This window comes from Oscillospiraceae bacterium (assembly GCA_035353335.1).
GTDB lineage: Bacteria > Bacillota > Clostridia > Oscillospirales > JAKOTC01 > DAOPZJ01.
Map to the genome: position 1 here is coordinate 1 of DAOPZJ010000045.1, position 21,427 is coordinate 21,427.

At 49.1% G+C, this 21,427-nt stretch carries 19 protein-coding genes and 3 tRNA genes; 16 read left to right on the forward strand and 6 right to left on the reverse strand.

Going from position 1 to position 21,427, the window contains the following annotated elements:
* The 10 genes from PKH29_09420 to PKH29_09465 all read left to right on the forward strand — a co-directional run.
* Positions 1-393 (forward strand): DUF2961 domain-containing protein (locus PKH29_09420; protein HNX15055.1); only part of this gene is annotated, 393 nt, incomplete at its 5' end.
* 2 nt (positions 394-395) lie between these two features.
* Positions 396-1,094: a polysaccharide deacetylase family protein gene (locus tag PKH29_09425; GenBank protein HNX15056.1), complete on the forward strand. Its 699-nt coding sequence runs from the start codon at positions 396-398 to the stop codon at positions 1,092-1,094.
* A gap of 58 nt (positions 1,095-1,152) precedes the next feature.
* Complete coding sequence (locus PKH29_09430; GenBank protein HNX15057.1) at positions 1,153-2,091, forward strand: glycosyltransferase; 939 nt, start codon at positions 1,153-1,155, stop codon at positions 2,089-2,091.
* A 15-nt stretch (positions 2,092-2,106) separates the two neighbouring features.
* Entirely contained in the window at positions 2,107-3,639 is a 1,533-nt protein-coding gene (gene guaA / locus PKH29_09435) for a glutamine-hydrolyzing GMP synthase (GenBank protein ID HNX15058.1), read from the forward strand.
* A gap of 52 nt (positions 3,640-3,691) precedes the next feature.
* Positions 3,692-4,264: a DJ-1/PfpI family protein gene (locus tag PKH29_09440; protein ID HNX15059.1), complete on the forward strand. Its 573-nt coding sequence runs from the start codon at positions 3,692-3,694 to the stop codon at positions 4,262-4,264.
* Positions 4,265-4,301: 37 nt separating this feature from the next.
* On the forward strand, positions 4,302-5,204 hold the full coding sequence (locus tag PKH29_09445) for a hypothetical protein (GenBank protein HNX15060.1): 903 nt from the start codon (positions 4,302-4,304) through the stop codon (positions 5,202-5,204).
* Between the two features lie 48 nt (positions 5,205-5,252).
* Positions 5,253-5,414 carry a hypothetical protein gene (locus tag PKH29_09450; protein ID HNX15061.1) on the forward strand — a complete coding sequence of 54 codons (162 nt, stop codon included), beginning with the start codon at positions 5,253-5,255 and terminating at the stop codon, positions 5,412-5,414.
* A gap of 148 nt (positions 5,415-5,562) precedes the next feature.
* On the forward strand, positions 5,563-6,753 hold the full coding sequence (locus tag PKH29_09455) for an OFA family MFS transporter (protein ID HNX15062.1): 1,191 nt from the start codon (positions 5,563-5,565) through the stop codon (positions 6,751-6,753).
* A gap of 22 nt (positions 6,754-6,775) precedes the next feature.
* The gene (locus PKH29_09460) at positions 6,776-7,768 is read left to right on the forward strand and encodes a hypothetical protein (protein ID HNX15063.1); all 993 of its coding nucleotides are present in this window, start codon (positions 6,776-6,778) and stop codon (positions 7,766-7,768) included.
* An 88-nt stretch (positions 7,769-7,856) separates the two neighbouring features.
* Complete coding sequence (locus tag PKH29_09465; protein ID HNX15064.1) at positions 7,857-8,111, forward strand: hypothetical protein; 255 nt, start codon at positions 7,857-7,859, stop codon at positions 8,109-8,111.
* A 61-nt stretch (positions 8,112-8,172) separates the two neighbouring features.
* On the opposite strand, the gene PKH29_09470 is transcribed toward PKH29_09465, so the two are convergent.
* Genes PKH29_09470 through PKH29_09480 form a run of 3 tightly spaced genes read right to left on the reverse strand, consistent with a single transcriptional unit; the run spans position 8,173 to position 12,078 of the window.
* Complete coding sequence (locus PKH29_09470; protein ID HNX15065.1) at positions 8,173-9,258, reverse strand: acyltransferase; 1,086 nt, start codon at positions 9,256-9,258, stop codon at positions 8,173-8,175.
* A gap of 60 nt (positions 9,259-9,318) precedes the next feature.
* Positions 9,319-9,888 (reverse strand): GNAT family N-acetyltransferase, encoded by a 570-nt coding sequence (locus tag PKH29_09475; GenBank protein HNX15066.1) that lies wholly within the window; start codon positions 9,886-9,888, stop codon positions 9,319-9,321.
* A 21-nt stretch (positions 9,889-9,909) separates the two neighbouring features.
* Positions 9,910-12,078, reverse strand: coding sequence for a glycosyl hydrolase (locus PKH29_09480; protein HNX15067.1), 2,169 nt, complete (start codon positions 12,076-12,078; stop codon positions 9,910-9,912).
* Between the two features lie 307 nt (positions 12,079-12,385).
* On the opposite strand from PKH29_09480, the gene PKH29_09485 reads away from it, so the two are divergent.
* Entirely contained in the window at positions 12,386-13,477 is a 1,092-nt protein-coding gene (locus PKH29_09485; GenBank protein ID HNX15068.1) for a GGDEF domain-containing protein, read from the forward strand.
* A gap of 65 nt (positions 13,478-13,542) precedes the next feature.
* Positions 13,543-15,297, forward strand: coding sequence for a DUF4838 domain-containing protein (locus PKH29_09490; protein ID HNX15069.1), 1,755 nt, complete (start codon positions 13,543-13,545; stop codon positions 15,295-15,297).
* 36 nt (positions 15,298-15,333) lie between these two features.
* Here the strand turns inward: PKH29_09490 and PKH29_09495 are convergent, their stop codons facing one another.
* From PKH29_09495 to PKH29_09505, 3 genes are all read right to left on the reverse strand, one after another.
* Positions 15,334-15,810, reverse strand: a complete 477-nt coding sequence (locus tag PKH29_09495; protein HNX15070.1) for a GNAT family N-acetyltransferase — start codon at positions 15,808-15,810, stop codon at positions 15,334-15,336.
* A gap of 616 nt (positions 15,811-16,426) precedes the next feature.
* Positions 16,427-16,511: transfer RNA gene (locus PKH29_09500), tRNA-Tyr, on the reverse strand.
* Positions 16,512-16,544: 33 nt separating this feature from the next.
* Positions 16,545-16,620: transfer RNA gene (locus PKH29_09505), tRNA-Thr, on the reverse strand.
* Positions 16,621-16,867: 247 nt separating this feature from the next.
* Between PKH29_09505 and PKH29_09510 the strand changes: the two genes are divergently transcribed.
* The 4 genes from PKH29_09510 to PKH29_09525 all read left to right on the forward strand — a co-directional run.
* Positions 16,868-16,944 (forward strand) — tRNA-Arg (locus PKH29_09510).
* A gap of 44 nt (positions 16,945-16,988) precedes the next feature.
* Positions 16,989-17,792 carry an NYN domain-containing protein gene (locus PKH29_09515; GenBank protein HNX15071.1) on the forward strand — a complete coding sequence of 268 codons (804 nt, stop codon included), beginning with the start codon at positions 16,989-16,991 and terminating at the stop codon, positions 17,790-17,792.
* Positions 17,793-17,891: 99 nt separating this feature from the next.
* On the forward strand, positions 17,892-19,292 hold the full coding sequence (locus tag PKH29_09520) for an MATE family efflux transporter (protein ID HNX15072.1): 1,401 nt from the start codon (positions 17,892-17,894) through the stop codon (positions 19,290-19,292).
* Positions 19,293-19,409: 117 nt separating this feature from the next.
* A partial coding sequence (locus PKH29_09525) for a hypothetical protein (GenBank protein ID HNX15073.1) occupies positions 19,410-21,427 on the forward strand: 2,018 nt, incomplete at its 3' end.

A 21,427-nucleotide genomic window follows, 5' to 3' on the forward strand; every position in this document is an offset into this window, starting at 1 on the left:
GAGGGTGAGATCAAGTTCTTTATGGACGGCGACACCGAGTATCCAACCATTTGCGGCACCGGCACCGAGGACTATTTTTGCGGCGCGTATGACTGGGATTTAAACGGTGTCTATCAGACCTATTCGGGGCTGTATGCAGGGATGTTTCAGGTCATCAAACCCGATGGTTTGTATAACAGCCAGCAGCGGTTTTCGCTCTACCGCTGGCATGTTGTCGACCCGATTCGCTTCGAAAAGGACCTGCGCGTGACTCTGCAAGACCTCGGTTGGCGCAGCGACGGACGGTACCTCGAGCGCCGTGATGACTTTATGTCGGTCGCCTATTATTACCTCGACCACCCGGATCAAAACCTTCCGAAATATCCGACTCCAAACGAAATCGAGGTTGTTTGAGAATGTTTGAAGACAAGAAAAAAGCGGTTACCTTTAGTTACGACGACGGCGTGACACAGGATGTCCGCTTGATTGAACTGTTTAATAAATACGGGCTGAAAGCGACTTTTAACCTCAATTCCGGTTTACTCGGACGCGAGGGCAGGGTGAAAAACAGCATGGGCGAGGCTACCCACAATAAAGTGCAGAAATGCGATGTCGCTTCGATTTATCAAGGCTATGAAGTCGCCGTGCATACCGTTACCCATCCGGATCTGAAAGTTCTTGACAAAGCCGGAATCATTCAACAGGTCGAGGACGACCGCCATGCGCTCGAGGAAATGGTCGGGTATGAGATTGTCGGAATGGCTTATCCCTGCGGCGGTATAAACAACAACGACTACGTCGCTTCGGTGATTGCCGAAAATACGCCGATCAAATATGTCCGAACGATCACCTGCAACGGGTCATTTGAACGGCAGAGTAACCTTTACCGTTTTCAGCCGACGGTCTATCATATGGATTTTGATAAAATGTTTCAACTTGCCCGTGAATTCGTTGATGGTGAATGGCCGGACGACCGGATTTTTTATGTCTGGGGTCACAGCTATGAGTTTGACTATCTCGACACCTGGGGCAAATTCGAAGAGCTTTGTAAGTATATCTCCGGCAGGAAAGATATTTTCTACGGAACCAACCGCGAAATCTTGCTGAATGCTTGATTATTCATGCAAAAACCCGTATAATTCAATCAAATTACTCTTTAAGGAGTGAATGCGGATGCCAAAGACAGTGCCGGTCAGCATCGTGATCCCGACTTTGAACCGTCCGCAGGCCCTTTTGCACACTCTTGAAACGATTGCGGCCGCCGATTCCGTTCCCGACCAGTTGATTATCATCGACCAGTCGGATGACGAAATTTTCGCGCTGAACGCCGAAGCGCTGAGAAAGACGCGCGCGGCGGTTTCTTTTTTACACGAAAAACTCAGCCCGCCGTCTACTACCGCAGCTCGAAATTACGGGATGAAGGAAGCGAAAAACAATATCCTGCTCTTTTGTGATGACGACTTGGATTTTCGTTATCGCACCCTTTCCAAACTGTATGAGGACATGCAAAACGCAGACGTCGCTCTGATTGCGGCGATGGATGAGGGGATTACAAAACGCCAAAGCTCACTTGGATATCTAACCGGCTTGAGGTCGTTTCAAAACCGAAAAATCGGGCATGTGACGCCTTCGGTGCTCGGGCGGTATCCCGACCGCGTAAAAGGAAAAGCCGAAACCCGTTGGGCGATGGGCTTTTTCTTCGCTGTGAAAAAATCCCTTGTCGAAAAAAACGGGATCTCTTGGGATGAAAAGCTGACGGGTTATGCCTACGCCGAGGATTTGGATTTCACGCTCGGTTATTGTAAAGCTGCAAAAGCGGAGGACAAGCGTTGTTATATCGACGGCGATATAAAGGTCTTGCACCGCGCTTCGAAGGAATTTCGCATTCGATCGGAATCGCAAATCCGCCGGTATGTCATCAACCGAATGTATATCGCGGCAAAACATCAAATAAACGGTGCGCAAAAAGCGATGGAATGGTGCGATTTCTGGGTGGGACTGCGATATTTGCTAAAACGCGGACCCGAATACCGATATTTGAAAAAAGCGCTTGCATATGCCGAATCGCACCGGGCAGAGATCGAATGCGGAATATTGAACTACATATCATAACTTAAGGAGAACGAAATGAAAGACCAAATCGTGATTGTCCTGGACTTCGGGGGTCAATATAACCAATTGATTGCGCGCAGGGTGCGGGAATGCGGCGTTTACAGCGAGGTAAAATCGTATAAGACGAGCATGGACGAGCTGAAAGCGATCAACCCCGTCGGAATCATCTTCACCGGAGGCCCGAACAGCGTTTACCTCGAAACCTCTCCGCAGGTGAATTCGGAGATTTTTAAGCTGGGCATTCCGATTTTGGGCATCTGCTACGGCGCGCAGATCATCGCCAAGGAGTTTTCGGGTCGGGTCTCCGCCGCAAAAGTCAGCGAATACGGCAAGACCGAGATCGAATTCGACACCGATTCGGTTTTATTCAAGGGACTGCCCAAGACGGGCGTCACCTGGATGAGCCATAACGATTATATTTCAAATATACCGGAGGGCTTCAAGCGCACCGCGTACAGCAAAACCTGCCCGTTCGCCGCAATGGAGAACAAGGAAGCAAAAATCTACGCGGTGCAGTTCCATCCCGAAGTCAACCACACCGAAAACGGGTTACAGATGCTGCACAATTTCCTCTATGGTGTCTGCGGCTGCAAAGGCGGCTGGTCGATGAAGGACTACTGCGACAAGTCCATTGCGGGACTGCGCGAGAAAATCGGCGGCGGCAAGGTGCTGCTGGCTCTTTCGGGCGGCGTGGATTCCTCGGTGTGCGCGGCACTGCTATCTCGTGCGGTCGGCAAGCAGCTGACCTGCGTCTATGTCGACCACGGCTTTATGCGCAAAAACGAGACCGAAGAGATTCAGGAGGCCTTCAAAGATTTTGATATCAATATGATCACGGTCGACGCGTCGGAGCGGTTTTTGAATCGGCTCAGCGGTGTTTCCGACCCCGAGACCAAGCGTAAAACCATCGGCGAGGAGTTTATCCGCGTGTTTGAGGCGGAGGCCAAAAAGATCGGCACCGTAGACTTTTTAGCGCAGGGCACGATCTATCCCGACGTCATCGAATCGGGCCTCGGCGACGCCGCGGTTATCAAGAGCCACCATAATGTCGGCGGTCTGCCGGATTTTGTAGATTTTAAGGAAATCGTCGAGCCGCTGCGGCTGTTGTTTAAAGATGAGGTGCGCCAACTCGGCAGAGAACTCGGCCTGCCCGCCGCGCTGGTGAACCGGCAGCCGTTCCCCGGCCCGGGGCTTGCCATCCGCATCATCGGCGAGATCACGCGTGAAAAGCTCGCAATTTTAAAGGACGCCGATAAGATTTTCCGCGACGAAATCGCGCTTGCGGGTCTCGACGGTGAGATCAACCAGTATTTTGCAGTGCTGACGGGCATCCGCTCGGTGGGGGTCATGGGCGACGGCAGGACGTATGATTATACGCTGGTGCTGCGCGCGGTCACGACCAGCGACTTCATGACCGCCGATTTTGCCAAAATCCCTTACGACGTGCTGCAGTCGGCGGCCTCGAAGATTGTCAATCAAGTCAAGCACATCAACCGCATCTGCTACGACATTACCACCAAACCCCCGGCGACCATCGAGTGGGAATAAATATGCACCGCATCCCACCGGACGGATATTGATTTAGAGGAAAGATGACAACATGAACGAAGTATTGCTTATCCTCACAGACGACTGGGCTGATTGGGAAGCGAGTTATGCGATCGCCGAAATCAACAAGTCAAAAAAATATCGCATCAAGACCGTTGCGGTTGATAAGAACCCGAAGGTTTCCATCGGCGGAATCAGAGCCGAGATTGACGAAATGATCTCGGAAAATCTGCCACTGGATGATGTTTCAATGCTCATTCTTCCCGGCGGCTTTTCCTGGTCCGAGAACCGGTACGATGTAATCGCCGCGCTGGTCAGGAGAGCTGCTGCGGCAGGTATTCCTGTGGCGGCAATCTGCGGAGGAGCGGTGTTTCTCGGGAAACACGGATTTTTGGATAAGGTCAGGCATAACGGCGATACACTGGAATACTTCCTTCAGCAGAAGGAATATCACGCTCAGGACTATTATGTTGCCAAACAGGCTGTCTCCGACGGCGGTTTCATTACGGCCAACGAGACAGCAGCCCTTGAATTCGCATACGAAATCTTCAAGGCGTTGAAAATGGACGACGACGCAGCCATCGACAGTTGGTATGATACCTATAAAAACGGAATGATGCGGTAAGAAGATGTAAGGCAGCCGTAAAAAAGAGAGGCATAAAATGTTCAACCCAGAGACAACAGATTATATTGAAAAATTAATCCGCGAAAAAAGACAGGGCGAAGAGAAACCGGACCATTTTGACATGGACATACAAGGTGAAGGGAAATCCCATTTTCAAATCGTGGACAGCGAACTCAATCGGGATGCGATTATTTTTACAACTGCACTGGCGAGAATCGCCGGGTTGAATACGGTCGTTTATCATAAATTCACAGCGAACGGCGAACTGTTTGTGTACAGCGATTATTTTAATCCGGGGAAAGATTGGTTTTCGGGAGACGGATTGATCGGCAGTTATGATATCGATGAGATTAAAAACGAATTTCGAAGCAAAGCCCCTGTTCACGGGTATGAAATGTTTAAAAAATACTGCTCCATGATTATTTTGGACATCTTTACGTTAAATTGCGACAGAACCCATAACAATTGGCTTTATAACGGAAAAGACATTTTATCCTATGATTATGATTTCACTTTCGGCTCAGCGCAATTGCTCCATGGGGTGAGTAATGACAAATTGATCCGCTTGTTATCGACGGGTATTGCCGATTCCTTTGAAGGGTGTAAAAATGAATTTTTGAATGATTCGTTTCGAAAAAAAGGGAAACTCGGCACCGATGACTTAATCCAATATACGATGCAGAAATCGTGCAAGCTTTCGCCCGCACACACCAGATTCGCGGAACATGGCGTTGAAGTAGGTTTATTAGACAGTTTTCGGGGATTGATTCATTATTTTAATACGCAAAATAGCGGAACAGAGTTGATTAATTTTTACATGAACCTAACAGCCGACCGCGTTTTTGAGAGTATCCCGGAGGAATCGAAAATTACACTGCAGGGGAACAAACGATATCTGGAATCCTTGTTTGAAAATGTGAAGTGTATTATAAAAAATTGATCAGCGCTGATGTACATAGAAGAACATACAAAAACGAAAGGAAACTATATGAAAATACTCGGCTACATACTGATCATTGCAGGATTGGGGGTCATGGCTTTTAACGGCAGCCCACGGCGTTGGGAAAAAGGAACTGTTTTGAAACACATCTTAATCGATGTGGGCGGTGTAGCTGTGGCGTTAGCGGGGCTTTGGCTGATCGGAAAATAAATGAGGATTTAAAAATGTTTGGAGGACTATTTTTAGACGGGGGTAATATGAAGCCACTTACTGTTTACTTTCACCTTGATTTTTAAGTGGCTTCACTATATCATTTCGGTATAAAACATACACCCAAAAACGAAAGGAAAGAAAAGAGATGAAAACATTCACGGTGAAAAACAGGTATCTGGTACTGGCATTCGGCATGGTGCTGCAGCTTTGCGCGGGCATTATCTACATGTGGAGCGTGTTCAAGGGGCCGGTCGCGACTTACCTCACGTGGGACGCTGCCGCCGCGGCGATCACATCCTCCATCATGCTTGCGGCGTTTGTCCTCGGCATCATTTTCGGAGGACGACTGCAGGACAAATTCGGACCCGCGCCCGTCGCGCTGCTCGGCAGCGTTTTGCTCGGTCTCGGCATGATTCTGAGCAGTTTCGTCCCAGCGTCGGCGCCCTGGTTGATTTACGTGTTTTACGGTGTGATCGGCGGTTTCGGCGTGGGCTGTGTCTATACTACAACTGTATCAGTTATACAAAAATGGTTTTTTGATAAGCGCGGATTCGCCACCGGCATGATGGTCGGCGCGTTCGGGCTTTCGTTGGTGTTGTTTGCGCCCGTCACCAAGACGCTGCTTGCGGGTTGGGGCGTCCCGAAGACCTTTCTTGCGATCGGCATCACATTTTTGGTGATCTGCTCGGTATGTTCGCTGTTTTTAGCCAACCCGGAGGTAAAACCGCAGGCGGGTTCGGCACAGAGCACCCAAAAGCAATTCACCACCAAGGAGATGCTCAAAACCAAAGAATTTTATCTGCTCACGCTCTCGCTGTTCTTCGTTTTGCCCGCGTACTTTATTTTGAATCCGCTGTTTATGTCACTCGGCGTTGAGCGCGGACTGACCGAAAACATGGCGGCGGTCGGCGTGATGATCACGGGTATCGCCAGCGCGGGAGGTCGCCTTTTTACTTCGTGGTATTCCGATTATGTCGGCAGAAAAGCGGGCATCATGACCATCTCGATTTTAACGCTTGCGGCTTCGCTTGGGATGATCGTTGCTCAAAATGTCGTGTTCTTAATCTGCCTTGCTGTGATCGCGTTTTGCTTCGGCGGAGCTGCGAGCGTGTTTGCGGCTACGGCGGCAGACCTGTTCGGCACCAAGCACATCGGTTTGAATTACGGCCTTGTGATGATCGGATTCGGGGCTTCGGCGCTGATCTTCCCGATCATATCCAGCAAGCTGGCAGCAACAGGTGTCTTTACATACTCGTTCATCGTCGCGGCGGTCACCTGTGCGATCACATTAGTACTTGCGGCGTTTTTGAAAATTCCGAAAAAGGCAAAGAAGTAAAAATAGTTTTTAGTTTATATTTATGATTATAAAAGAACAATTTGAACAGGCGGCAAACCGCCTATTCGAGTTCTGCCCTTATCCCGCCGTGCGTTATAAAAGCCTGTTTCAACTGCTGGACAGGCCGTATGATGATCTTGATTTGGTAAAGCTGCGCCCGGAGTTTCTCACAAGCGATATCGTTGAGGATCTCTGCCGGACGCAGGCCCCGAACGGCGGCTGGGGGCGGTTGTACGCAAAGGACTATTCGGCCAAAGACAAAATTCCGACCTCGACTGTGGGCATCAACCGCGCGCTATATATCGGCCTGACGCTTGAAGACCGGGATATTTTGCTCTGCGCGCAGGATTATCTCGAGGACTTTTTAAACGGCACACCGCCTGAGCGGCCGCATGAAACCAACGAACGGGCAAAACCGTGGCGAACGGCGCATATCTGTGAGCTGCTCGAATCCATCAGGCCGTATAACGATCTGTGCGATCAGACTTATATCGAGTGGCTGCACATCGCCTCCCGCGCTTATCAGAGCGGCGAATATTCCTATGAGCGAGATGCCGCCGCGCAGCACGAGGTGTTTTGGACGCGGGAAAAAAGAATTATCCCGATACAGGCAGGACTTCTGATGAAGCGCCCGAAGGAAGTACCGCCGAAACTGGAAGAAGCCATGCTGTGCCATTTGGGCGGCAAAGCTTACGAGCACGGTTATTTTTGGCCGAATTGCCCGGCGAAACTTCCCGAGCATTTTGTCTGTAATAAAACTCGCCGGTGGATGTATGCTTTCAATTATATCAATCAATTTCGCGGTTCCGCCCTCTATCTGTCAGATACGGTGCGTTGGTTACTCGAAAACCAAAACGCGGACGGGCTGTGGGACTGGGGCACGCAGACCAAAGACCCGTGGGGTTATTTCGGCTATTTATCCATGAGCCGAAACCGGGTGCATAATCGAATCGTCGATTGCAGCATGGAAATTTTGAACTTTTTAAACGATTACATTAAAAAAAACAAGTTGTAAGCGTTCTTTTTCTTGATAATTCGGCCTTATCATGGTAACATAAAAGCAATGAAATGCCGTTTACGGCTTTAAAACGGAGGTATAGCTTATGTCTTGTTATTATGTGATCGGGGTACGGATGGACAATCGGGTGAACAATGCGGTGAAATTTCAGGAGACGCTGACGAAAAACGGCTGCAAGCTCAGAGCGCGTATCGGCCTGCACGAGGTGAGTGAAGAATCCTGTTCCAACGACGGGCTGATCATTCTTCAACCCTGCGGTAAAAAAGAGGAAGTCGAGCAGTTGGTTCATGACTTAAACAAGCTCGAAGGAATCACCGCAAAGCTGATGGACTTGAATTAAAATAAGCGGATCACTAAGAAAACCGGCTGTCGAATCGACAGCCGGTTTTTGCAGGTGACAATCAATAACTCAAATTTTTGTTTATATTACGCAGCATGAATACGATGAGAAACGAAAGAACCAATACTGCCGCGAAATCGAACGGGCAGGAGCTGATATTCCATAAATTAGTTAGTTTTGAAACCAGCAACATCGCATATGGGCCGTGGATGATATAACATCCGAACATCAACGGGGAAATAAAACCGACAGCGCCCGCGAGTTTGGGCTTTTTATTGATGTTCAGCCGCAGGATAAACAAAAACATCGCTGTGACCCAAAGCATAATGGGGATACTGTCATAGGTGCATTCCGCCAATCGGTTTTTGACGGCGTTCGCATAAAACTGATCCTGATACAGCACATAACCGGCTGTAAAAACCGCCAGCAGAACGGCATGCAGCTTAAAATTGAGGGAATGAGTGATCTTTTCCTGATATTGTTTGAGAATTCCGCCGAGAAAATAATAAAACAACCAGGTCCAGAGCCGGAACGTCTGCGGCACTTTCATTGTGATTGCGGTATGTTTCATCACGGACAGAACCGTCACCGCCGTGCAGGCGAGAAACAATAACGCAAAAAGCGGCCATTTGAGTTTCGGCCGGTCGAAGATATATTTTAGCAATGGCAGCGCCAGGTAGATCAGGACCAGGGTACCGAAGAACCAAAACTGCGCCATCAAGCCCTTCTGTATGTACGGGCCGAGGATATTCACCGGAATTCGTTGAATATCTTTTGTCTTGATATAATCGAATACGGCGCCGAGGATGTTCCAAAACATTGTGATGAGCAGGATATTTCGGATTTTTTGCATCGAATAGAGAAAATCGATTTTTCCCTTATTCAATGTTGAATATCCGTTGGTCATGAAAAACAGGGGCATTGCGCAGCCGAAAAAACAATATGCGATCAGGTTCACACGGCTGTATCTGGATGCGATGGTGTGCAGGCCGATCACAGCGACGGTTGCGATGATTTTAATGAGGTCCAGTCCCAGATTACGCTGTTCGGTTTTTTTCGGTGCAGTCAAATTTAAATCTCGCATGATATTCCCCGAAAGTCCCGCCGGGATTACCGGCAATGTCTGTTCGCTTTTTATTGCAAGCAAAAACGAACAGCCGGTGAACGGGTCTTTCAATCATTGCGGGTCGATGATGGATTTTTATCTTTACATTAATCCCTTTTTGTAATATTCGTCTCTTAAAACGGAATAAAAGAGCCGGTCGATATATTCGTCCCCGTCGTAAAAATAATCGCGCAGGGTACCTTCATAGATAAAACCGCATTTTTCGATGACACGCTTTGAAGGTATGTTCCCGGCTTTATGGCTGACTTGAATTTTGTGCAGGTTCAGTTGTTCGAAACCGAATCGAATGACAGCGTTGACGGCCTCGGTCATAAATCCGCGGTTGTGAAACAGAGTCCCGACGCAGTACTCGATTTCGACAAAATGGTTTTTGTCGTCGACGAGGAAAAAGGCGATCTGGCCGATGCATTCTCCGGTCTCTTTCAAAATAATCGCCCAGCGGTAATAATTCATTCTTTCATACCCGCCGATGTACTTATCGAGCAGTTCGATAACCGCTTCCTTGGTCTTATAGGCGGGTTCACCGTAAAGGGCTTGTACCTTTTCATCCGAAATCCAACATTTGAGCATGTCGTCGGCGTCTTCGTATGTAAACCGCCGTAAGGTAAGCCGCTCGGTTTTTATGGCCTGTGTTCCCGTATGTGTCAGCATAGTTCCTCCGATCATACTTGATTAGTTCATATCTATAAGATAGAAACAGGCTTCATAGGGTCGCAGTTTGATGGCCGTTTTTAATGCACCGTGTTCTGATTTACCGGAAGATTCGGCGAATTTACCGTTGTCGGGCGAAGCTGTCATGGCCGCTTTTCCATCTTGAACTTCCAATGTCCCGTCATAAATGCTGCCGCCCATATTGCATAAAAAGACCTGCAGCGAACCGTCATCGAGAATGCGGGTATGTGACAGCATTGAAGAGGAGATGATTTCGCCGTCGATTATGACAACTTTTCCCTCGGCGCCGGTCAGCACGGTTCTGACATCTTTGGGATAAATCCGGACAGGCCGCGGGAGAGCGGGCAGTTTTGAAGTGCCCGGAAGCGTCCAGCCGGATTCGATGGGCACCACGGTGAAATTCGGCTTGCCGATATAGGGGGAGAGCATCTCATAAAATCCGGCTTCTTCTCCGGTTTCGCGCGCAATTTTCGGGATACCGCCGATCAGGATGATTCCGACTTCGGCATCCAGCATGGTTTTGATTTTTTTGACCGTTCCGATAGAAAGCACATCAGCCGCAGGAAATACAAGACACTCGTAAGCGCTGTTTTTATAACGCAGCGCACCGTTTTCGATGATGCCGTCCCGGATGAGGTCCTCATCGATAAAATCGAAATCGATCTGACGGTGCAGCAGTTCCCACGCGGCCTTCGGGAAGGTCTCGCTGATGCGCAGAGTCGCCTCGGAGTTGTCCATCGCGCGCACTTCGGCCGTCGGGGTATAAGCCGCCCAAAGAGCGGCTTCGGGATAGAGCAGCGCGACTTTGGACATCCTTCTGCCGCGGCGGATGAGCGTTCCGATGCGGGCGTTGTATTCGTTCAGTTCGCGGATTTCAGAGTCTTTGAAATTCTCGAAATGATAGAACGTGGTCATGTTGTTGATGCCCATCGCAAAATGCCAGTTGACCGAGGAGCGAATCCAGTTCATGCCGATCTGTTTGTTTTCCATGCGCGAAAAATGATCTGAAAACTCGGTAAACGACTCTCCGCAGCCGTGTACGTCGGCAACGGAGGCAAGCAGCCGCGCAATCGGGATGTTTTTTTCATCCATCAGCCGCAGCGGTTCGCTCTCGAGTTCATCGATGCCCGGCCAATCCATCCGCTTCGCGCATTTATATAATGAGCCGTAGTCGTAGACATGGGTCTGCAGCCGCTCCTCTTCCAGCATGTGGCCGGACGAGGGGATATTGTGTGCTCTGCACCAGTCCTGTATCACGCCGAAATAGTTGTTCGCGACGGTGTCAGCGACGAATTCCCAAAAATCGCAGCGCCGCTTTTTATATTTAAACCCGCGTTTGGTGACGACGGCAGTTACGGCGAGTTCGACCGGATAACCATATTTTTTTTGAAAGTTGGCCGGGAAATCCTTGTGCCAAGGCACAATCGGATAAACCGCCGCCGTAATGTTCCAGGCGATCAGCGAGGGTTCGTCGGTAAAAAACGCCCGGACTCCCTTCGAAAATTGATCACCGAGCTTACGCGCGTAATTTTCGTGGGTTACCTTGATAAAAGCTCCCGTCGCGTCGGCGTCAAGCAAATTGATGTAATTGCGCGGCTCGGCGTAGCTGTGGGCGGCGTGTGTGCCGTCAAACAGCCGCCGGATTGACATGGTAAACAGGTGATAAGCGCCTGAAGGTATTTCGAAATGCAGTGTGTTTTTCTCATTTAGCGTGTCTGTGATATCAATGGCCTCTCCGCCGCTCAGAGGCAGCAGAAGTGCTTTGAAAAGCTGATCGCCCGGTACATCGGCGCGATAACTCATCGGTCCCTCGAGAGTGCGCCAGTACTCGTAGCAGTAGAGTCCGACCGCTTCATATTCCGGATGTTCATCGATCACAACGCCGCCCGCAGTACCCGAAGGATAGCCGTCTTCGTCATAAATCCAGGTCTGCATCCCTTTATTGATATAAGCGCGAAAAGCCCGTTCGGTTCGGTCCCATTCGCCTTCGTCATAAGGAAAATCCTTTTCATAAGGGACGGCTCCGACAACACCGGCGAAGCCTTGCCGGTCGTATTGTTCAATTTTTTCGGACGATTGAACAATTCCGCCGCAAAGGATCGGGTAGATGCCGTATTCCCTCGGCGGATTCTTGAAATTTCGTTTGATCTCCTCTAAGCCTTTTTGCATTTCCGACGCTCCCGAGTTTTTTCTATACCATCATACCATCCATGCTTTTAAAGTCAATGAAATTCTAAAACTTTTCCCTCTCAATATTTTGGGCAAACCGCAGTGATATCTTGAAAGTTTCATAAAGTAAGTAAAATATAAATAGAAACGGAATTGACAGCAAAAATTAAAATGCTATACTGTGATTATACGAAAATCCCGGAACAAGACGCAACGGCTAAGGCCGGGGTTTTGTAACCCAAGAGTCAGGATTTAAAGCAAAAAGCGGAGCTTTTTATTAAAGACATGATTGGGGAGGTATAAAACCATGAAGCAGGAAATCAATCGGCTGGCGGAGTTCAGAGATAAAAACACAGAAAAGCAATTTTATGACAGTGAAGTCAAAAGGGGACTTCGGGTCAGCAGATATACCATTTTGATTTTCAGTATCATTAACTTGCTGTTTGTGGTTACGGATTACTTGTATTTATCGGCTGATACTGAATTTATCATCTTCTATTCATTAATTCCCCGAGTTTTCATTTTGGCAATGGCGATTTTCGAATTTTTCCTGTTAAAAATGGCCCGAAATAAAACCGCGGCAATTAAATCGGCAATTGTTTTTGCCGTATTGATGTATTTGATTCATGAATACATGGCGATGCATTTTGCACCTGTTGACTTGATATTTGAAGTGCTTGATTTGGTTTACATCACATTCGGCCTGTTTATTATTCCGAACAGGTGGATCACAAATATCTGTACTTCTGCGTTTTTAACCCTGGTGTTTATTGGTTTTACACCATGGACCATACCGACTTTGGCATCGGGCACAAAAATTATTTTAACGATTTATCTTTTATCGCAGACCTTGATTATCGGAACGTTGATGTTTCGAATTAATAAACAAAGAAGATTGAACTATTTACAGAAACTTGAACTTGAGGTTCTCGCAAAAACAGATGCGCTGACGAATTCCTCTAACAGAGCGGCCTGTGATATGACGCTCGAGCAAATGTGCAGTGCCAAATGTGATTTTTCAATTATCCTGATCGACCTTGACGATTTTAAACAGGTCAACGACATGTACGGACATGTCGCAGGCGATCAAGTGATCGTCAAAACCGTGGAAACCATTAAAAACGGAATCAGGCAGAATGACATCGTCGCCAGATGGGGCGGGGAAGAGTTTATTGTAATCCTTCCGAACACTGCGCGGGAAAGAGCTGTCGAAATCGCCGAACGCATTAAGGATCATATTGTGAAACTGGAACATGATAATGAAATCGGCATAGTCACGGCCAGCTTCGGCGTAACAGAGTTCATTGAAGGCGACGTCATGAAGTCGATTATAAACCGGGTCGATAAACTGTTGTACGTCGCCAAAAAGCAGGGCAAGAACAAAGTTTTCGCAGGGTGAAAATAAGGGCCCCGCTATAATAATCGATTTCGCACCCAACAACAAAACAAAGGCAGGACGCGTTTATGATATTCTCTCAAAACAATACCCCCCGGATGAAAATATACCTTCCCGAAGGCGCAGTCCCTTCCCAGCAAACCGCTTCTGTAGAATTGAAAAAATATCTGGACCGGATCAGCGGGGGCTTTTTTCAAATCACCGTTCAGCGATCCGACCCCTCGTTGATTTTAGCCAGCAAGGGTCAGGGCTATGATGAGGCCGCGGATTTTGACCGCTTGGGCAATGATGGCTTCACGTTGAAAACGATGGGAGAAAACCTTCTCATCGCGGGCGGCTGCCGGGGCATTTTATACGGGGTTTACGAGCTTTTGGAAAAGCTGGGCTGCCGCTTTTTCACCCCTGCCTGTGAAAAAATCCCCACGCTGGATATTGTGGAACTGCCCTCATTAGACGAAACCCAAATTCCTATAGTAGAATACCGCGACCATTGGTATCGCTTTTACAACGACCATCCCGGGTTTGCCGTCAAATCCCGCATCAACGGGAATTATCCGGGACTTGATGAAAAACTGGGCGGACATATCTCATATGCCTGGTATGTTCATTCGTTCGGGCACATTCTCCCTCCGGACGAGTATTACGACGCGCACCCCGAATATTTCTCACTGGTCGACGGCAAACGGTTGAAGGAACGGGCACAGCCCTGTTTCACCAATCCCGATGTGCTCGCCATCACCGTGGAGAAGGTAAAAGAAGCCCTTCGTGAAAACCCGGAGGCCACCATCATCTCTGTGTCCCAGAACGACTGGCAAAACCCCTGCCGGTGTGAGCATTGCCGGGAGATTGATGAACGGGAAGGCTCTCACGCCGGTTCGCTGATTCATTTCATCAACCGGGTGGCCGAGGCCATCGAGCCGGAGTTTCCCCATGTGATCATCGACACGCTGGCCTATCTCCACACCCGCCCGGCTCCTATGTATATCCGTCCCCGTCATAATGTCTGTGTTCGGCTTTGCAGCATTGAATGCTGCCTGCTGCACCCCCTGAACGGCTGTGACGACGAAAGCCGGGGAGTCAAGCGCCCGGACGGATCGGTTTCCTCGTTTGCCAATGACCTGATAGACTGGTCAAAGGTCTGCGATCGGCTGTATACCTGGGATTATATCACGGACTTCGCTCATTACTGCATGCCCTTTCCCAACTGGCGGATTTTGCAGCAGGATATCCGGTTTCTCACCCGGCACAATGTCCGGGGATGTTTTGAACAGGGTAACTTTTCCAAAGGTGACGGCACCGACTGCAACGAGCTGCGCGCCTATCTGGTCAGCAAGCTGCTTTGGAATCCGGATGCCGATGTAAAAGCTCTGAAGACCGAGTTTTTAGCGGCTTTCTACGGAGCAGCCGCGCCGTTTATCAATGATTATTTGAATGCGGTTTGCGACAACGCCGAGAAAACCCATACCCACAGCAGCTATAACACCCACTGCGACCTGCCCTATCTGACCGACGAATGTCTTGACCAATATGAGGCACTTTTCCAAAAAGCCGGGCAAGCCGTGGCGGGGGATCCCCTGCGGCTGTGGAGAGTCGGGAAAGCCAATCTCTCCGTCCGGTATGTCCGGCTGAAAAACGACTCCATGCGGGGCAAGATCGACATGGACGCTATCAACAAATTCTTCGACGACTGCTTCGGTTACGGCCTATCCCGGGTCGAGGAATGGGTCACCCTCCCGCGCTCCCGTCAGGCGATGCTGGAAAGCGTTTGGAACGGGATGTGTTACCTCACCAACTGGTGGGAAGAGGGCGGAGAGCCCCGCTAAAAAATCACGAAAAAAAGCACGCGGGAAAGATACGCGTTACTTTAAATATTTCCTATAAATTGTGCATCCATTCACGTGGTTATGAAGTGTAAAACCATTTGTTTTATACATTGAAGTGGGACCGTGATATGCGTTGTTTTCGTCATGGTTAAATGGATATGCTTCAATATATTCATACCCATTATCTTTGGCGTCTTCGCATACTTTTTTCAATAATGCCGAAGCCACGCCTTTTCCGCGATAAGCAGGTGCAATACAAAAGCATACAACAGACTTTATTTTTTTATCCTTTTCCGAAGCTTCACAGGGAAGTGCAAAATTCACATTATCGAAAGCTTGCTTATCATTTGCGTTACACCATCCGACAACGCTGCCGTCGCAATAAGCTAAGTACCCCTGCATCATTCCGTCTTTAATCAACTTTATCGCACATTCCCGGTTATACGGCGCGTCTGTTTTTGAACAATTCCAGTTTTTCTTTTTTTGTAACTCTCTGCTCCAGTGATAACACATACAATAACAGCCTTCCCATTCGTCATTATCGGAAAAGGCTATATTATCAAAGTATTTCAGTCAGTCGTCAAGCAAGGCGGGTGATAATTTAAAGATATCAATATTCATGTTTTTTCGACTCCTTCGTGTTGATTCCGGCTTTTGTTTACTACGCTGACGGATGCAATAGGAAAATTTCTGTCACGATTATTCCATAATCCCTTTGGAAAGTCAAGGGAAACAGGGGACGAATGAAATCGCGGCTTCGCCGAAATGAAGAATCTCGAGACGGCGAGATATAAAGTATTTTTGCAAAAAAATATGAAGCGAAGCGTTCCTAATGCGTCCGCAGACACACTTCATTGCCCCGCGGTCGTTGCGCGTGGCAACTACATGCCCGGAGGGCACTTCATGTTCCCGACGGGAACGCTTCATTTAAAAAACTTGCTGAAGCAAGTTTTTTCGGAAGGTGGATTTTATCGCGCTTCGCTTTGAGGGCTAAACCACAGTCCCCCGGACTGTGGTTTGGTCGCGATTTGCTCCTTTTGTCGCACATCGCTTCCACGCCCTGGTTCGAATCCACCTTGCAAAATCCCATACCAAAAACAAAAAGCACCTAAAGGCGCTTTTTGCTTTTTGGTGGGGGAAGGTGGATTCGAACCACCGAAGGCGAAGCCAGCAGATTTACAGTCTGTCCCCTTTGGCCACTCGGGAATTCCCCCATATGGTATTCGGTTTTTGCGAGCAGAGCCCGCTGGAGCTGGTGGACGGATTTGAACCCCCGACCTGCTGATTACAAATCAGCTGCTCTACCGACTGAGCTACACCAGCAAAGCGCCGCGACGCCTGACTATAATAACACAACGACTTTTCCTTGTCAATATTTTGAGGCAATTTTTTTGCAAGTAAATTTTCGCATGGCACCTGCTCCGGCGTTTAATTTATATCGGATAAGACATGTAAAAGTAAACCGTTTTTCCTGAAAATAAAGTATTCGAATGCTTGACAAAGGATAAAACCGTGCTATAATGAAAAACTGTCGGCGGGAGACCGTCGCGTGGCGAATGTCGCCATATGTGCGCCCGTAGCTCAGCTGGATAGAGTGACTGGCTACGAACCAGTAGGCCATGGGTTCGAATCCCCTCGGGCGTGCCAAAAGCTCGGCAAAAGGCCGGGCTTTTTTAAAAACATAAAAGGAGGTGAACAAAATAGGAATTTGGTCCAAAATATTCGGCGTCAATAAGGGATCCGGCAGCGGAAAACAGTCGGCGGCGGTATTTGTGGATTTTGAACACTGGTACATCTCACTCGAGAAGCTGTATGGAATTAAGCCGGATATCAAAAACTGGAGCAAGGAATTAAACGCTAAGTATGACGTCCGTGAAATGACTTTTTTCGCCGATTTTTCGGTGCAGGGCATGCAGAACGAGATATCAAAAATCAGAGAAGTCACCAACATGATCGTTCAGACCCAAAATACCAGCCACTATAAAAAAGATTTTACCGACTTTATCATGCTCGATTTGATTTACCAACGCGCCTTTGATCCCAGCAGCGCCGAAGTTTTTATCATTTTTACCGGTGACGGTCATTTCTCCTCGGCGGCACGTTTTTTAAAGAACAGATGTAACAAACAAGTCGGGATCTATGCGGTAAAGAACGCTTTCAGCAAACAGCTGCAGTCCATCGCGGACTGGAGCGTCGAAGTGGAAAAACCACCCGCGGCGGATCCGCTCGCAAATTATTACGAGATGATTTTGAAAAACTTCAAGTATCTCGAAAATCAAAACAAAAAAATGGTTTTGTCTTTTAATAAGACCGTACAGACGATTTCGGGAATCAATCACGTCCAGTATTCGAAAGTCCAGACCGCTCTGAAGACCCTGATGAAAAAAGGGTATGTCTTTCAGAAAAAGGATCACATCGATGGAAATCCGATTACGACACTTGCCGTCAACTGGGAATTGGTAAAACGCGACGGGTTCGAACCCGTGCAAAACTGATGAAAAGGGCGGATGCTCCGAAAACCGGAGCGGTCCGCCCCTTTTGTTTTTTCATAATCGACAAAAACACCTAAAAAGCGCGAAAGAATGGCCCAAATTATGCCGAAACTTGAAACAAATCTGGTCGAAGGACACGTCGGGAAGAAGCTGATCAAATTCGCTTTACCGTTTTTGCTGTCCAATCTGATTCAGTCGTTATATTCCATCGCCGATATGATTATCGTAGGGCAATTTAACGGAACTGCCGCGATGTCCGGCGTCAATATCGGCAGCCAGATCACGCTGCTCGTCACCAACCTCGTACTCGGCCTCTCGGTCGGAGGCACGGTTTTAATCGCGCAGTACCTGGGTGCTGGAAAACGGCAGGCCATCAAAGAGACCATCGGTACATTGTTCACGGCTTTGGGTGTCCTTGCGGTGATCATGACCGTAGTACCTTTGGCGATTAAAGAGCCGCTGCTCCGGTTGATTCAAACGCCGCAGGAGTCGTTTGCCGATGCAAACAGCTATTTTATGATCACAACGCTCGGAACGATCTTTATTTTCGGCTACAACGCACTCAGTGCGGTCATGCGTGGTATGGGAGACAGTAAAAATCCCCTGATTTTCGTTTCAATCGCTTGTATAGTCAATGTATTCGGCGACCTGCTTCTCGTGGCGGTCTTTCACATGGGCGCGGCGGGCGCGGCGATTGCGACTGTGTTTTCTCAGGCAATCAGCATGTTCTTATGTGTCATTTATTTAAAGAAAAACAATTTTGTCTTTGATTTCAGGCTCAAGTCCTTCGGATTCCACCCCGAGCGTCTCAAGATGATTTTAAAAATCGGCATTCCGACCTCCATACAAAATACACTCGTCAGCGTCTCGTTCCTGTTTTTGACGGCGCTGGTCAACACCCTCGGCGTCACGGCTTCAGCTGCGGTCGGCGCAGTCGCCAAACTCAACGGCTTTGCTATTTTGCCTGCGATCGCGATGAGCTCCTCGATCTCGGCGATGAGCGCTCAGAACCTCGGGGCGGGAGAGATCGGCCGTGCCAAAAAGACGATGGGCATCGGCATGTTGATTTCAATGTCCATGAGCGTTGTGATCTTCGCGCTGGTTCAGCTGTTCCCGGAGTTTTGTCTGAAGTTGTTTGACAATGATGCTGCGATGATCGCAAGCGGCGTGCAGTACCTGCGCAGTTTCAGCTTCGATTATTTGTTGGTGCCGTTCCAGTTCAGTATGATGGGCCTGTTCATCGGTTCGGGTCATACGACGTTTACGCTGCTGAACAGTGCGGTCGCTTCGCTGTTGGCCCGAATCCCGGCCTGTTATATTTTCGGAATCACGCTCGGATACGGTCTTTCCGGCATCGGGCTCGGAGCGCCGGTCGCAACCGCGGTCGGCGTCACGCTGAGTTTGATTTTCTACCTGTCCGGCCGGTGGAAGAAGATGACCATTATCCATAAAATCAACGGGGATAATCACGGGGAAGATTCATCGAATTTATTGATTTCATAGCGCACTTCATCTCTCGGTGTGACAAATGAATAATCATCACAGAACCGCCCGAATGACTTCCATATTCAGGCGGTTTGTGTTATGATGAATGCGATAAGCGTTGAAGGGGTGTTTGATATGGCTGAAAAAACAGTTCTGTCACTTGTACGCAGCGGCTGGAGCTTTGCACAAAACGGATGCTTTTTGAATTCCGGGGTTTCGCTTGAAGTAAACGGTGAGCTTATAAATTGGAATTCCGATATGAGTAAGACCATGAGCGGTATCGACTCCTCAGAAGGTTCTTATAAAGGCTATATCGGCACGATGGAGACCTCCGGTCTGATATTAACTCTCACGGCTTTGCAATTTAACGAATCGGGATATATCACCCAGCAATTAAAAATTGAGAACCGCACGGAGTCTGCGATTACCCTGGGGAAATGCTCGCTCTTTTCCGGTGATATTACTTTGGACGGCGGCAGACCCGCCGTTTTAAAGCAGTCGGGCTGGGTCATTGACAACGACGTGCGCTCCCTGCGCGAGGGCGAAACCATATCCTCCAAGACATTTTCTTTGCTGCTCAGCCGGGAGACCTGCAAGAGCATTCCGCTTTGTTTTCTGACTTTCGACCGCGCCACGACCGCAGGGGAACTGACTTTAATACATGGACAAATTAAAGGCACTCTATATTGTGATTTCGAGGGTTTCTCTCTGCTGCCCGGCGCGGTTCAAAACAGCGAGACCTTGTATATCGCCGTAGAATCGGATCCGTTTGCGGCTGCCGAACACTGGGCAGAGCGGGTCGCACGGCATTATCAACCCGTCTTCAACCCCACACCCTCCGTCGGTTGGATCGGCGGGTGGACCTGGCGCTGCGGGTTCACACAAGAACTTTATGAGGACTTGATTATCGAGAACATCGCCGCAATCGAGAAAAAGTTAACCGGGTTCGGAGTTAAAAACATCTGGATGAGCATTGCCAATTATAAAGACATGGTTCCGGGCAATTGGCTTGAACATAACCGCGAGCGCTTCCCGCACGGCTGGGAGTGGATTTTTGAGCGTATCCGCGAAAAGAAGATGTCGCCCGGCTTTTGGATCGCGCCTTTCTGGGTGCCGGATAAACTCTCTCCCACCGCAGAGCGGATGAAGGACTGCTTATTGAAAAAGGACGGCAAGGCGTTCAACAACGGTTATCACCTCGGCTACGGCCTTTCGCAGACCCTGCCGCCCGAGGAGCGGGTCAGTTTTCGCGCGCTCGACCCGAGCAATCCCGATGCCGTCGCTTATTTGAAAGAGGTCTTTACCGAGCTGCACCGGTTGGGCGTCCGTTATTATATGATCGACTTTCTGCATGTCGCCTCGGGCACCACGCCCGGGCATTTCCCCTATGATGAGTATTATGATACCGCCATGGTCAAGGGGCCGGAGGTCTACCGAAACGGCTTGAAGGCCATCCGGGAATCGGCAGGCGCCGATACCTGGCTGCTGTCCTCCACGGGCACGCTCATGCAGAATATCGGCTGCGTAGACGCCGTGCGCATCGGCTGTGATTTCGGTGAGGGCCGCCCTCTTTATCCCGAGATGCCGTTTTATCCCGCCATGTGCATGACGGATGATTTTGAATTGTTGAAAAAGGTGCTGTGGTCTTTCGCGGCGAGCTTTTTCACCAATCGGCGCTTTTACCACAACGACGCGTTCAACGTTATGACCGTCGATAAGCCCGTGCCTCGCAATGAGGCCGAGATCGTTGCGAGTTTCTTTGCGCTTTCTTCGGGGCCTGTAATGCTCGGTGACGACATCGCCACGATCGACGAAGAGCGGCTTGCCATGGTCAAAAAAGTGCTGCCGCAATATGACCGCAGCGCCGTCGCCGCCGACCTTTTTGACACTGATTATCCCGATTATCCCAAAGTGTATGTGCTGCCCGTCGAAAAGGGCTGGGAGTCCTATCGCGTCGTCGGGCTGCTCAATTTCGCAGACGAGCCGCTTTCGGTCGAGTTTCCGCTTGAAAAAGCGGGGCTTACCGGCGGAGAATATACACTGTTCGATTTTTGGAACGCCCGTTATTGCGGAAAAATTTCAAATACGCTGACCGCTTCGGTTCCGCCGCGTTCCATCAAGGTTTATAAAATTGCCCCTGTGCGCGAACACCC

Bases quoted from the DNA above. Each gene is read 5' to 3' on its own strand.
- PKH29_09425 (HNX15056.1), top strand. From the start codon at position 396: ATGTTTGAAGACAAGAAAAAAGCGGTTACCTTTAGTTACGACGACGGC.
- PKH29_09430 (HNX15057.1), top strand. From the start codon at position 1,153: ATGCCAAAGACAGTGCCGGTCAGCATCGTGATCCCGACTTTGAACCGT.
- guaA (HNX15058.1), top strand. From the start codon at position 2,107: ATGAAAGACCAAATCGTGATTGTCCTGGACTTCGGGGGTCAATATAAC.
- PKH29_09440 (HNX15059.1), top strand. From the start codon at position 3,692: ATGAACGAAGTATTGCTTATCCTCACAGACGACTGGGCTGATTGGGAA.
- PKH29_09445 (HNX15060.1), top strand. From the start codon at position 4,302: ATGTTCAACCCAGAGACAACAGATTATATTGAAAAATTAATCCGCGAA.
- PKH29_09450 (HNX15061.1), top strand. From the start codon at position 5,253: ATGAAAATACTCGGCTACATACTGATCATTGCAGGATTGGGGGTCATG.
- PKH29_09455 (HNX15062.1), top strand. From the start codon at position 5,563: ATGAAAACATTCACGGTGAAAAACAGGTATCTGGTACTGGCATTCGGC.
- PKH29_09460 (HNX15063.1), top strand. From the start codon at position 6,776: ATGATTATAAAAGAACAATTTGAACAGGCGGCAAACCGCCTATTCGAG.
- PKH29_09465 (HNX15064.1), top strand. From the start codon at position 7,857: ATGTCTTGTTATTATGTGATCGGGGTACGGATGGACAATCGGGTGAAC.
- PKH29_09475 (HNX15066.1), bottom strand. From the start codon at position 9,888: ATGCTGACACATACGGGAACACAGGCCATAAAAACCGAGCGGCTTACC.
- PKH29_09480 (HNX15067.1), bottom strand. From the start codon at position 12,078: ATGCAAAAAGGCTTAGAGGAGATCAAACGAAATTTCAAGAATCCGCCG.
- PKH29_09485 (HNX15068.1), top strand. From the start codon at position 12,386: ATGAAGCAGGAAATCAATCGGCTGGCGGAGTTCAGAGATAAAAACACA.
- PKH29_09490 (HNX15069.1), top strand. From the start codon at position 13,543: ATGATATTCTCTCAAAACAATACCCCCCGGATGAAAATATACCTTCCC.
- PKH29_09495 (HNX15070.1), bottom strand. From the start codon at position 15,810: ATGTGTTATCACTGGAGCAGAGAGTTACAAAAAAAGAAAAACTGGAAT.
- PKH29_09520 (HNX15072.1), top strand. From the start codon at position 17,892: ATGCCGAAACTTGAAACAAATCTGGTCGAAGGACACGTCGGGAAGAAG.